This is a genomic window from Cellulosimicrobium cellulans, from assembly GCF_007679345.1.
Classification (GTDB): domain Bacteria; phylum Actinomycetota; class Actinomycetes; order Actinomycetales; family Cellulomonadaceae; genus Cellulomonas; species Cellulomonas cellulans_A.
This window is the reverse complement of the sequence record NZ_VEGH01000020.1, coordinates 47717-59565: the sequence shown is the minus strand read 5'-3', so window position 1 is coordinate 59565 and position 11849 is coordinate 47717. Positions and strand designations below refer to the sequence as shown.

The window sequence follows — 11849 nt, the reverse complement described above, 5'->3', positions numbered from 1 at the left end:
TCAGGGGCGGATCAGCGTGCCGGCGGCCCGGGTGATCGCGGCCCGGCTGGGTGACCAGGTCGCGTGGGTGTCCGGGCCGGTGCAGGACGACGTGCTGCCCCGGGCGGCGCACTCCACGACCACCCAGGTCAAGGCGGACCTGGAGCGGGCGCTGCTGCGGGTCGACCCCGAGCACGCCCAGGACCGGCGGGACACCGCCCGGGCCGGGCGGGGCGTGACCCGACCGCGGGCGTTGCCGGACCAGATGGCCGAGATGCATCTGGTGCTGCCCGCCGAGCACGCGATCGGCATCGACACCGCCCTGCACGGTGCGGCCCGCTCCGCCAGGGCCGCGGGTGACCCCCGCACCCTGGACCAGCTGCGCGCCGACACCCTCGTGGACTGCGTCCTGACCGGCACCCCGGCCGCCGCCCTCGCGGTCACCGGCGCCTCGCCCGCCGCCACCCCCGGGTACCTGCCCGGCCCACGCGGCACCCCCACGCCCGCGGCGACCCCCGAGACCGCACGCGCGCACCCGACCGGACCGCCCGCGCCCGATCCGACCACGACCGGCACCACCGCGCCCGCGGTCACCGACGCGGGGCGCGCGGGCGCCGGCCGGGCCGGGACGCGCGACCCGCGCACCCACGTCCTGGTCACCGTGCCGCTGTCGTCCCTCATCGGCCAGGACGACACCCCCGCCGACCTCGCGGGGTACGGCCCGATCGACGCCACCACCGCCCGCGCCCTCGCCCAGGGCGGGGTGTGGCGCCGGCTGGTCACCGACGACCTGTCCGGCACCGTCCTGGACGTCGGACGCACCACCTACCGACCACCGGCAGCCCTGGCCGACCACGTCCGGTACCGCGACCGCACCTGCACCTTCCCCGGCTGCCCCGTGCCCGCCCACCACTGCGACCTCGACCACACCCACGACTGGTCACCCGCACCCCAGGACCCGCACCCCCCGGGCAGCACCAGCCACACCAACCTCGGACCCACCTGCCCCCGCCACCACCGCGCCAAGCACCACGCCCGGTTCGCCCTGCACCAACCCGAACCCGGCACCCACGACTGGACCGACCCCACCGGCCACACCTACCGCACCCGACCCGGCACCAACCACCCCACCCAGCACCTCACCGGACCCCGCCGCCTCCGCACACCACCCCCCGACCCCCCGCCCGACCCACCCCCACCGGACGTCCACGACGACCCCCCGCCGTACTGACACGGCGCCCCGGGAGTCGACCGCGTCTGCGGACGTGCGCTGCACGGCGCCGGGAGGGTGGATCGAGGCGTACGCGGGAGGCCGGGACCGAGGCGGAGGCGGCAGAGCGGACCGAGGCGCACGCGGGTGGACGGACCGTCGCGGAGGCGGCAGAGCAGATCGAGGCGAGGCGGGTGGACGTGCGCCTCAGGTGGGGTCGGTGAACGAGACCGGCTTCCCGGCGGCGCGGGCGTAGGCGATCTCGGCGGCCGTGGACTCCCCCACGTACCCGCCGGGGCTGACGACGACCACCCGGTCGGCCAGGTCGATCTTGCGCAGGTGCACGGCACCGAGCGCGGCCCGCTGCTCGGCGGTCAGCGGGTCGCCCGCCTCGATCGGCGCGAGGACGACGGCGCCGGCGAGGCTGAGCGCGCGGTTCGCCGCACGCAGCTCGACGGCGAACCGGGCAGAACCGCAGAGGCAGACGATCTCGGGCCGGTCCGGCACGACCTAGTCGTCCCGCCCGGCCCGCTGCCGCGCCGCCACCAGCGTCGCGAGCCGCTTCGCCTCGCGCCGGGCCCGCTCGCCGTCCGAGCGCTGCACACCCATGACTGCGAGGGTGTCGCCGTCGTCGAGGTCGAGCTGGACCCACGGCCTGCCCTCGCCGAACCGGACCCAGACGATCTCGGCCCAGGCGACGGTCCGGGTGCTGGCGAGGTTGCGCACGCGCAGCCCGTCGGCGGTGGGCGTGGCGGCGACGGTCGCCTGGCGCCAGAGGAACCAGACGATCGCGAGCCCGACGAGTGCGATGCCGCTGAGGTCGGCCGTGGACCAGCCGTCGATGCCGGTGGTGGACAGCAGCACGATGAGCAGGACGGTCGCAGCGGCGACGACGACGGCCAGGGTGCCGGTGACGAGGCGCGCGGCCCGCGGCCGGAAGACGTCGTCGAGCGCGGGTCGCCGCCCGGCGTCGCCCTCGCCGGCCGCCCCGGGGCGGAGGTCGTCCCCGTCCCCGTCGCGCGAGCCTCGCCCCGGCTCGCCGGTCATCGCCCGACCGCCCCGGTCATCGCCCGTCCGCCCTCGTGCTCGCCCGTCGCCGATCCACCCCGGTCATCGCGCGTCCGCCCCGTCAGAGCCGGCAGGCGTGGATGGACGTCACGAGGATGGCGCGGGCGCCGACGTCGTACAGCGCGTCCATCACCCGGTTGGTCTCCGAGCGCCGCACCATGGCCCGGACGGCCGCCCAGTCGCGGTTGTGCAGGGGCGACACGGTGGGCGACTCCAGGCCCGGGGTGATCGCGACGGCCTGCTCGACCAGCGCGGTCGGCACGTCGTAGTCCATCAGCACGTACTCGCGGGCGGTCAGCACGCCCTGGAGGCGCCGGGTGAGCACGTCGAGCCCGGCGGGCTCGTCGACGCCGGCGCGGCGCACGAGCACGGCCTCGGACTTGAGGATCGGGTCGCCGAAGACGTCGAGCCCCGCGGCGCGCAGCGTGGTGCCGGTCTCGACGACGTCGGCGATGACGTCGGCGACGCCGAGCCGGATCGCGGTCTCGACGGCGCCGTCCAGGCGGACGACCTCGGACGGCACGACGCCCTGGCTGCGCAGGTAGTCGGCGACGAGCACGGGGTACGACGTGGCGACGCGCCGGCCGGCGACCTCGCGGACGTCGTTCATCTGGCCGGCCTGGGTGGCGAACCGGAAGGTCGACCGGGCGAAGCCGAGCTGCAGGTGCTCGGTCGCGGGCGACTCGGAGTCGAGCAGCAGGTCCCGGCCGGTGATGCCGACGTCGACGGTGCCGGTGCCGACGTACACGGCGATGTCGCGGGGCCGCAGGAAGAAGAACTCGACGCCGTTGTCGGCGTCGGGCAGGACGAGCTCGCGGGAGTCGCGGCGCTGGCGGTAGCCCGCCTCGCGCAGCATGTCGGAGGCGGGCTCGGCGAGCGAGCCCTTGTTCGGGACGGCGATCCTCAGCACGGGGGTTCTCCGGGGGTGTTCAGGTGTGAAAGGGAGCAGCGGGGTCGAGCGGGCCGGGTCAGAGGTGGGCGTACACGTCCTCGAGCGTGAGGCCCTTGGCGACCATGAGCACCTGCAGGTGGTAGAGGAGCTGGGAGATCTCCTCGGCGGTGCGGGCGTCGCCCTCGTACTCGGCGGCCATCCACACCTCGGCGGCCTCCTCGACGATCTTCTTGCCGATCGCATGGACGCCGGCGTCCAGCTCCTTGACGGTGCCCGAACCGGCGGGCCGGGTGGCCGCCTTCTCGGTGAGCTCAGCGAACAGCGCGTCGAACGTCTTCACGCCCGCCAGGGTAGACGGTCGGACGCCCTCCCCCGGTCCGGCGTCCAGCGCCCGGGCGCTCACCCCTCGACCCCGGCCGCCGCCGTGACCTGCAGCGGCTCGGACTCCCGCCGGGCGCGCCACCACACGACGAAGCCCGAGATCACGACGCCCGCGTACACCAGGTACAGGAACGCCGACGGGTAGTAGCCCGCGCTGAGCAGCAGGGGCACGCCGACGGCGTCGACGGCGATCCAGATGAGCCAGAACTCGATCCAGCCGCGCGCCATGCCGTAGGTCGCGAGCAGCGAGCCGACGAAGATCCACGCGTCGGCCCACGGACCCCACGACCCGAGGGCCCGGAAGACCAGGGCGCACGCGACGGTGCCGACGACCCCGACCACGCCGAGCTGGATCCAGCCCGACCGCCCGGCCCACCGGGGCACGACGGCGGGGGCGTCGGCGTCGCCGTGCTCCCGCGCCACCCGGCGGGCCTGCGACCAGCGCACCCAGCCGTAGACCGCGACGGCGACGAAGAACACCTGGCGCCCCGCCTGGCCGTACAGGTCGCGCGCCTGCGGGGTGTGGAACACGCCGCCGAGGAACACCGTGAACAGCAGGACGTTGCCGACGATGCCGACCGGCCACGCCCACACCCTGCGGCGCAGGCCGCCGAGCGCGGACGCGAGGCCGAACAGGTTGCCGATGACCTCCCGCCAGAGGACGGGGTGCCCGGCGATCACGAGCTGGGCGTCGAACAGCCAGCCGAGGACGTTCACAGCCCGCGCAGCGCGACGACGGTCGCGACCGCCGCCTCCGCCGCCTCCGCGCCCTTGTCCTCGTGCGATCCCTCGAGCCCGGCGCGGTCGAGGGCCTGCGCCTCGTCGTCGCAGGTCAGCACGCCGAAGCCGACCGGGACGCCGGTCTGCACGGCGACGTCGGTGAGGCCGGAGGTGGCGGCCTGGCAGACGTAGTCGAAGTGCGGGGTGCCGCCGCGGATGACGACGCCGAGCGCGACGACCGCGTCGTAGTCGCCGGACCGGGCGAGCCGTCCCGCCGCGACCGGGAGCTCGAACGTGCCGGGCACGCGCACCTCCCGGGCGTCGGTGACGCCGGCGGCGGCGAGCGCGCGCCGGGAGCCCGCGAGCAGGCCGTCCATGACGGTGGTGTGCCAGCTGGCCGCGACGACCGCGACCCGCAGGCCGCTCCCGTCGACGGTGAGGGTGGGAGCGCCGCTGCCGCTCATCGTGCGTCCTCCGTACGAGACGTGGTGGCCGGGCCCGAGGGGGTCGGGCCCGTGGGGGTGGTGGGATGGGGGTCGCGGTCCAGGCCGGGCAGCAGGTGCCCCATGGCCCGGGCCTTGGTGCGCAGGTAGGCCTCGTTGTGCGGGGTGCGGCCGACCTCGAGCCCGCGCACCTCGACGACGTCGATGCCGTGCGCGGTGAGGCCGGCGACCTTCGCCGGGTTGTTGGTCAGCAGGGTGATCCGGCGGGCGCCGAGGTCCGCGAGGATCGCGGCGGCCGCGCCGTACTCGCGCCGGTCGGCGGGCCAGCCGAGGTCGATGTTCGCCTCGACGGTGTCCCGGCCCTCGTCCTGCAGGGCGTAGGCGCCGATCTTGGCGAGCAGGCCGATCCCCCGGCCCTCGTGCCCGCGCAGGTAGACGACGGCCCCGCCCTCGCGGGCGGCGCGCTCCAGGGCGGCGTCGAGCTGGGGGCCGCAATCGCAGCGGGCCGAGCCGAACGCGTCGCCGGTGAGGCACTCGGAGTGCACCCGCACGACCGGCTGCTCGGCCAGCCCCTGGGCGGCGACGAGGGCCACGTGGTCCGCCCCGGTGCGCAGGTCGCGGTACGCGTGCACCCGGAACTCGCCGTGCCGGGTGGGCAGCACGGCGCTGTGCGCGCGGTGCACGCGGCGCGCGGGGGCGGCGGCGGCCGTGTCGGGGCCGGGCTCCGGCTCCGCCGGCAGGTCGTCGTGCGCGGTGCGCCAGGCGATGAGGTCGGCGATGGTGAGCACGACCAGGCCGTGCTCGCGGGCGAGCGCCGCCGTCGCGGGCAGCCGCATCATCGTGCCGTCGTCGTGCACGAGCTCGGCGATGGCGGCGACGGGCTCGACCCCGGCCAGCCGGCACAGGTCGACGGCGGCCTCGGTGTGCCCGGCCCGGTGCAGGACACCGCCCGGCACGGCGCGCAGCGGGAGCACGTGCCCCGGCCGGATCAGGTCCTCGGTGCCGGACGCGGGGTCGGCGAGCACCCGCAGCGTGCGGGTGCGGTCGGCGGCGGAGATGCCGGTCGAGACACCGGAGGCCGCGTCCACCGTGACCGTGTACGCGGTGCGCCGCGGGTCCTGGGAGGACGGGACCATGAGCGGCAGGTCGAGGGCGTCCGCCCGGGCGGCGGTCATCGGCGCGCACAGGTAGCCCGACGAGTGCCGGATGGTCCAGGCGACCCACTCCGGCGTCGCGAGGGAGGCGGCGAGGACGACGTCGGCCTCGTTCTCGCGGTCCTCGGAGTCGGAGACGAGCACGGGACGGCCGGCGCGGAGCTCGGCGAGCGCCTGCTCGACGGTGCCGAGGTCGATCGGGGCCTCGGCGTCCGGCAGGCCGGGCTCGGGACGCACGGGGTCGACGGCGGTCACCGGGCCACCTCCGACGAGCCCGCACCGGCGACCCCCGCCACCGCGCCCGCGGTCAGCAGCCGCTCGACGTACTTCGCCAGCACGTCCACCTCCAGGTTCACGCGGGTCCCGACGACCGCGTCGCCGAGGGTCGTCGCGGCGAGCGTCGTCGGGATCAGCGACACCCCGAACCAGTCCGGGCCGACCGCGGTGACGGTGAGCGAGACGCCGGCGACGGCGACCGAGCCCTTCTCCGCGACGTACCGGGCGAGCGCCGGGTCGAGCGCGATCTCCACCTCGTCCCAGCGCGGCCCGGGCGCGCGCCGCCGCACGGTGCCCACGCCGTCGACGTGCCCCTGGACGACGTGGCCGCCCAGCCGGGCGTCGGCGCGCACCGCCCGCTCCAGGTTGACCGGGGACCCCGGCGCGAGGTCGCCGAGGGCGGTCCTCCGCAGCGACTCGGGCATGACGTCGACGGCGAAGGTGCCGTCGCCGGGCAGGTCGGTGACGGTGAGGCAGACGCCGGACACCGCGATGGAGTCGCCGTGCCGGGCGTCGGAGGTGACCAGCGGACCGCGCAGCACGAGCCGCGCGTCGCCCTCCCCCGCGCCGGACGCGCCCGGGACGCCCCCGGCCGCGTCCCCGCCGCCCGGTGCCAGGTCCAGCTCCACCACGGTGCCGACCTCCTCGACGATGCCGGTGAACATCAGCGCTCCTCCTCCTCGACGTCGGCCACGACGAGCACGTCGGGCCCCAGCGGCCGTACCTCGCGGGTCCGCAGCCGCAGCGCGTCCCCGATCGAACCGATCCCCAGGTCGCCCACGGCGGCCCGTCCCGCGCCCAGCAGCACGGGCGCGACGTACGCGTGCACCTGGTCCACGACGCCCGCGCGCAGGAACGCCGCGGCGAGCGTCGGCCCGCCCTCGACGAGCACGCGCCGCACCTCGCGGGCGTGCAGCGCGGCGAGCACCTCCCGCGGGTCGCGGGTGCGCAGGTGCAGGACCTCCCCGCCGGGGCCGGCGAGCCGACCGGCGCCGGGCAGGTCCCGGGTCCCCACGACCACCCGCAGCGGCTGGTGGGCGGCGAGCGCGCCGTCCCGCTCCCGCGCGGTGAGCGCCGGGTCGTCCGCCAGCGCGGTGCCGGTGCCGACGACGAGCGCGTCGACCTCGGCCCGCAGGGCGTGCGCGTGCGCGCGGGACTCCGGGGACGTGATCCACCGGCTCGACCCGTCGGCCGCGGCCACGCGTCCGTCGAGCGTCGCGGCGAGCTTGAGCGTGACGTGCGGCCGCCCCCGGGACACGGCGTGCAGCCACGGCCCGAGCAGCTCGCGGCCGGCGGCCTCCTCGACGCCGAGGACCACCTCGACTCCTGCCGCGCGCAGCCGCCCGGCGCCCCCGGCCGCGGCCGGGTTGGGGTCCGGGACGGCGACGACGACGCGCGCCACGCCGGCCTCGAGCAGCGCGATCGAGCACGGGCCGGTGCGGCCGGTGTGGTCGCACGGCTCGAGGGTCACGACGGCGGTCGCCCCCCGGACGTCCGCGCCGCGCGAGCGGGCGTCGGCGAGCGCGGCGACCTCCGCGTGCGGGGTGCCAGCGCCGCGGTGCCAGCCCTCGCCCAGCACGCGGGCCCCCGGGACGGGACCGGGGTCGGTCGACGGGGCGCCGGCGGGGGCGGTCGCGCCGGCGGGGGCGGTCGTGCCGGCGGGGGCGGTCGCGCCGGCGCCGGCGGGGGCCAGCAGCACGCAGCCGACGCGGGGGTTGGGCCCGTGCGCGGGTCCACGGCGCGCCAGGTCGAGGGCGCGCGCCATCGCGTCCCGCTCGACCCCGGTCGCCTCGACCGCCGTGCCCGCTGCCACTCCCGCTCCCCTCGACCGACAGGTCTCCGGGGTGCGGTCGGCGCGCGGGTGCGCGACGTCCACGGCGCGCCCGGCTCACGCCGAGCACACCGCCACGACTCCTCCCATCCGGACTTTCACCGTCGGTCCTGGAGTTCCACCAGGTCAACCGCTCGCGCCGTCAGGCGTCTGCGGGTCGCGGACTGTCACCGCCGGCTCGGACTTTCACCGACCCCGGAGCACGTGTGTGTACTTCCGAACGATGATGCCACACGCGGCATTCCCGCCCGGACGCGGGGCCCGGGCGCGGACGCCGTCCGCGGCTGAGGGTCAGCGGCGCGCGAGCGCCTCGTCCGCGAGGCCGCGCAGGGCGTCGATCTCCGCGTTCGGGTCCTCGGCGCCGTACACGGCGGACCCGGCGACGAACACGTTGGCGCCCGCCGCGGCCACGGTCTCGACGGTGCTCCGCGACACCCCGCCGTCGACCTGGATCCAGGTGTCGGCGCCCTGCTCGTCGATCGCGGCGCGCAGCCGGCGGATCTTCGGCAGCGTGCCCTCGATGAAGGCCTGGCCGCCGAACCCGGGCTCGACGGTCATGACGAGCACCATGTCGAACTCGGGCAGCAGGTCCAGCAGCGGCTCGACCGGCGACGCGGGCCGCAGGGCGACGCTGGCCCGGGCCCCGGCCGCGCGGATCTCCCGGGCGAGCCGCACGGCGGCCTGGGCGGCCTCGGCGTGGAACGTGACCGAGGCGGCGCCGGCGTGCGCGTAGTCGACGGCCCAGCGGTCGGCGGCCTCGATCATCAGGTGCACGTCGACCGGGACCGGCGACACCTCGATGATCCGCCGCACGACGGGCAGGCCGAGCGTCAGGTTGGGCACGAAGTGGTTGTCCATGACGTCCACGTGCGCCCAGTCGGCCCGGCTGATCCGGTGCAGGTCGCGCTCGAGGTTGGCGAAGTCGGCGGACAGGATGCTGGGGCTGATCTGCGCGTGCACGGACCCAGGCTATCGGCGCTCGCGCGAAGCCGCCGGGCGCGGCGCCGCCCCGCGGGCGCGGCGCTCGCGGCACGCGGGCGCGCGGGGCCGGGATGCGCGGGGCCGAGGCGCGGCGGAGCCGAGGCGCGCGGAGCCGAGGCGTGCAGAGGCGCGAGCCGGGCCGAGGCGCGCGACCTCAGGCCGTGCGGCGCAGGAGCGTCAGGTGCATCGCGTCGGTCCCGTGCGCGTGCGGCCAGAGCTGGGCGTCCGGACGCGCGGGCAGGTCGAGGCCCGGGGCGATGCCGTGCAGCACGGCCGGCGCGTCGAGCACCTCGACGTCGAGCCCGCCCTTCCGCACGGCCCGGGTCGCGTCGACCACCGCCAGCTGCGTCTCCGCCAGCACCGGCGAGCAGGTGACGTAGGCGACGACACCGCCGACCCGGACGGCGCGCAGCGCGGACGCCAGCAGGTCGCGCTGCAGCGCGGTGAGCTGGGCCAGGTCGGACGGCGTGCGTCGCCAGCGGGACTCCGGCCGGCGTCGCAGGGCGCCCAGGCCGGTGCACGGCGCGTCGAGCAGCACGCGGTCGTAGGCGCCGGGCTCGGCGTCGCCGACCTCCCGGCCGTCCCCGACCCGCACGTCCTCCACGGCGCCGTCCGGCACGGCGGCGACCGCCTGCCGCACGAGCCGGGCCCGGTGCGGCTGCACCTCGTTCGCCACGAGACGGGCGCCGCGCTCCGCGGCGAGCGCAGCCAGCAGCGCGGCCTTGCCTCCGGGGCCGGCGCACAGGTCGAGCCACCGGCCGTCCGGGCCGTCGAGCGGCGCGTCCGCAAGGGCGAGGGCGACGAGCTGGCTGCCCTCGTCCTGGACGCCGGCCCGGCCGGCCCGCACGTCGGACAGCCCGGCCGGGTCGCCGCCACCCGCGAGGGTCACGGCGGTCGGCGACCACCGGCCCGGCGCGGCGTCGGGACCGGCGGCGGCCAGCAGGTCGTCGCGGTCGAGCAGCCCCGGCCGCGCGACCAGCGACACCCGCGGCGACTCGTTGTCCGCGGCGAGCAGCGACCCGAGCTCGTCGGCGGCACGGCCGTGGCCGACGAGCGCCTCGCGCAGAGCGCGGGTGACCCAGGCGGGGTGGCTGTCGACGGCCGACAGCCGGGCGACGGCGTCGGTCCCCGCCGGGTCGGCCGCGTCGCCGATCCGCTCGAGCCACACGTCCAGCGGCTCGCGGGACACGGCTCGCAGGACGGCGTTCACGAACTGCGCGGGCCCGGCGCCGACCTGCTCGCGGACGAGCCCGACGGTCTCGGACACGGCGGCGTGCGGCGGCACGCGCATCCCGAGCAGCTGGTGCGCGCCCAGCCGCAGGGCGTCGAGCACGGGCGGGTCCACCTGGTCGAGCGACCGCCCGGTGCACTGCGCGAGGACGGCGTCGTACCGGCCGCGCAGGCGCAGGGCCCCGTAGGCGAGCTCGGTCGCGAAGCCCGCGTCCCGGCCGCGGATGCCGCGCTCGCGCAGCAGCGGCGGAAGCACGAGGTTGGCGTAGGCGTCCGACTCCGCGACGGTGCGCAGCACGTCGAACGCCGCGGTGCGTGCGGGGTCGGACGACCGGCGGCGGGCAGAGGGCGCTGCGGCGGTGCGCTCGCGCGGTCCCCCGCCCTGGCGGGACGCGGGGCGCTGGCGCCCGGCGGCGTTCCGACGCTCGGCACGCTCGGCGCCCGCGCTGCCGCCGTGACCGCGACCCGCTCCGCCGCCCTGACCGCGGCCCGCGCCGTCGCCCTGACCTCGCCCCGCGTCGCCGGCGCGGCCGCGACCCCCGCCGCCGCCGTCGCGCGCCCCGCCGCCCCGCCCGGTTCCGCGCTCGCCGCTCACGCGTCCGCCCCCTCGCCCGCGGCGGCTTCGAGGCCGAGCACGGTGCCCTCGTCGAGTCGCGCGCCGCGCGCCCAGTCGGCCGCGGCCATCGCGCGCTTCCCCGCGGGGCGGACCTCGCCGAGCCGGACGGCGTGCGTGCCGGTGCCCACGAGCACCTCGCCCCGACCGACGCGGACGGCGCCGGGCGCCAGGTCGGTGACGTCGGGCACGAGCCGCACCGGGCCCAGCCCGAGCCGCGCGCCGTCGGGCAGCGTCGTCCAGGCGCCGGGGGCCGGGGTGCAGCCGCGGACTCGGCGGTCGACCGCCATGGCCGGGTGCTGCCAGCGGACCCGGGCGTCCTCGGTGGTGAGCCGCGGCGCGAGGCTGACGCCGTCGGCGGGCTGCGGGACGGCGGTGAGGACGCCGTCCTCCAGCGCGTCGAGGGTCTTCACGAGCAGGTCCGAGCCCGCGTCGGCGAGCCGGCCGAGCAGGTCCCCGGACGTGTCGAGCGGCCGGATGGTCTCGGTGAGGGTCCCGAGCACGGGACCGGTGTCGAGACCGGCCTCCAGCAGGAAGGTCGAGGCGCCGGTGACCTCGTCGCCGGCGATGATCGCGTGCTGCACCGGCGCCGCGCCGCGCCAGGCGGGTAGCACCGAGAAGTGCAGGTTGACCCAGCCGTGCCGGGGCACGCCGAGGACGGCGGGCGGCACGAGGTTGCCGTACGCGACGACGGGCGCGGCGTCCGGCGCGATCTGCGCGATCCTCGCCTGCGCCTCGGGGTCCTTGAGCGTCGCCGGGGTGAGCACCTCGAGCCCGGCCTCGAGCGCCCGCTCCTTGACCGGGCTCGGGGTGAGCGTCCGGCCGCGGCCCGCGCGGGCGTCGGGGCGGGTGAGGACGGCGACGACCTCGTGGCGGGAGGCGAGCAGGGCGTCGAGCGAGGGCAGCGCCACCGCGGGCGTCCCGGCGAAGAGCAGGCGCATGGGCACCGATCCTAGTGCCGCGGCCGCCCGGCACCCGTGCGGGTCCCGCCCGGCACCCGTGCGGGTCCCGTTCGGCACCCGTGCGGGTCTCGCTCGGCGGCGCGCGCGCCGACGCCGCGGGCCGGGCCCC

General features: G+C 77.7%; 13 protein-coding genes and 1 riboswitch. Of the genes, 1 reads left to right on the top strand and 12 read right to left on the bottom strand.

What is annotated here, in order from left to right; all coding sequences use genetic code 11:
* On the top strand, positions 1–1210 hold a 1210-nt coding region (locus tag FS882_RS19600; protein WP_158375724.1), incomplete at its 5' end, for an HNH endonuclease signature motif containing protein.
* Positions 1211–1396: 186 nt separating this feature from the next.
* Here FS882_RS19600 and FS882_RS19595 read toward each other — a convergent pair.
* The 12 genes from FS882_RS19595 to fmt form a co-directional block, all read right to left on the bottom strand.
* The gene (locus tag FS882_RS19595) at positions 1397–1696 is read right to left on the bottom strand and encodes a hypothetical protein (RefSeq protein WP_158375722.1); all 300 of its coding nucleotides are present in this window, start codon (positions 1694–1696) and stop codon (positions 1397–1399) included.
* A 3-nt stretch (positions 1697–1699) separates the two neighbouring features.
* On the bottom strand, positions 1700–2236 hold the full coding sequence (locus FS882_RS19590; protein WP_158375720.1) for a PH domain-containing protein: 537 nt from the start codon (positions 2234–2236) through the stop codon (positions 1700–1702).
* A gap of 82 nt (positions 2237–2318) precedes the next feature.
* On the bottom strand, positions 2319–3167 hold the full coding sequence (hisG, locus tag FS882_RS19585) for an ATP phosphoribosyltransferase (protein WP_154729513.1): 849 nt from the start codon (positions 3165–3167) through the stop codon (positions 2319–2321).
* Positions 3168–3225: 58 nt separating this feature from the next.
* Positions 3226–3489 carry a phosphoribosyl-ATP diphosphatase gene (locus tag FS882_RS19580; protein ID WP_158375718.1) on the bottom strand — a complete coding sequence of 88 codons (264 nt, stop codon included), beginning with the start codon at positions 3487–3489 and terminating at the stop codon, positions 3226–3228.
* A 59-nt stretch (positions 3490–3548) separates the two neighbouring features.
* The gene (gene pnuC / locus FS882_RS19575) at positions 3549–4247 is read right to left on the bottom strand and encodes a nicotinamide riboside transporter PnuC (RefSeq protein WP_158375716.1); all 699 of its coding nucleotides are present in this window, start codon (positions 4245–4247) and stop codon (positions 3549–3551) included.
* On the bottom strand, positions 4244–4714 hold the full coding sequence (gene ribH / locus FS882_RS19570) for a 6,7-dimethyl-8-ribityllumazine synthase (protein WP_158375714.1): 471 nt from the start codon (positions 4712–4714) through the stop codon (positions 4244–4246). The genes pnuC and ribH overlap by 4 nt, the downstream gene beginning before the upstream one ends.
* Entirely contained in the window at positions 4711–6045 is a 1335-nt protein-coding gene (gene ribB, locus FS882_RS19565) for a 3,4-dihydroxy-2-butanone-4-phosphate synthase (protein WP_158375744.1), read from the bottom strand. The genes ribH and ribB overlap by 4 nt, the downstream gene beginning before the upstream one ends.
* Before the next feature lie 53 nt (positions 6046–6098).
* On the bottom strand, positions 6099–6788 hold the full coding sequence (locus FS882_RS19560; protein WP_158375712.1) for a riboflavin synthase: 690 nt from the start codon (positions 6786–6788) through the stop codon (positions 6099–6101).
* On the bottom strand, positions 6788–7888 hold the full coding sequence (gene ribD / locus FS882_RS19555; RefSeq protein ID WP_158375742.1) for a bifunctional diaminohydroxyphosphoribosylaminopyrimidine deaminase/5-amino-6-(5-phosphoribosylamino)uracil reductase RibD: 1101 nt from the start codon (positions 7886–7888) through the stop codon (positions 6788–6790). Before ribD ends, FS882_RS19560 begins: the two co-directional genes overlap by 1 nt.
* 140 nt (positions 7889–8028) lie before the next feature.
* A riboswitch (FMN riboswitch) is annotated at positions 8029–8162 on the bottom strand.
* Between the two features lie 83 nt (positions 8163–8245).
* On the bottom strand, positions 8246–8914 hold the full coding sequence (rpe, locus tag FS882_RS19550; RefSeq protein WP_158375710.1) for a ribulose-phosphate 3-epimerase: 669 nt from the start codon (positions 8912–8914) through the stop codon (positions 8246–8248).
* A gap of 175 nt (positions 8915–9089) precedes the next feature.
* Positions 9090–10760, bottom strand: a complete 1671-nt coding sequence (locus FS882_RS19545; protein ID WP_158375708.1) for an RsmB/NOP family class I SAM-dependent RNA methyltransferase — start codon at positions 10758–10760, stop codon at positions 9090–9092.
* Positions 10757–11719 carry a methionyl-tRNA formyltransferase gene (fmt, locus tag FS882_RS19540; protein WP_158375706.1) on the bottom strand — a complete coding sequence of 321 codons (963 nt, stop codon included), beginning with the start codon at positions 11717–11719 and terminating at the stop codon, positions 10757–10759. Before fmt ends, FS882_RS19545 begins: the two co-directional genes overlap by 4 nt.
* Positions 11720–11849: the final 130 nt, after the last annotated feature.

Bases quoted from the DNA above. Each gene is read 5' to 3' on its own strand.
- FS882_RS19590 (WP_158375720.1), bottom strand. From the start codon at position 2,236: ATGACCGGCGAGCCGGGGCGAGGCTCGCGCGACGGGGACGGGGACGAC.
- ribH (WP_158375714.1), bottom strand. From the start codon at position 4,714: ATGAGCGGCAGCGGCGCTCCCACCCTCACCGTCGACGGGAGCGGCCTG.
- FS882_RS19560 (WP_158375712.1), bottom strand. From the start codon at position 6,788: ATGTTCACCGGCATCGTCGAGGAGGTCGGCACCGTGGTGGAGCTGGAC.
- ribD (WP_158375742.1), bottom strand. From the start codon at position 7,888: ATGGCGCGCGCCCTCGACCTGGCGCGCCGTGGACCCGCGCACGGGCCC.
- fmt (WP_158375706.1), bottom strand. From the start codon at position 11,719: ATGCGCCTGCTCTTCGCCGGGACGCCCGCGGTGGCGCTGCCCTCGCTC.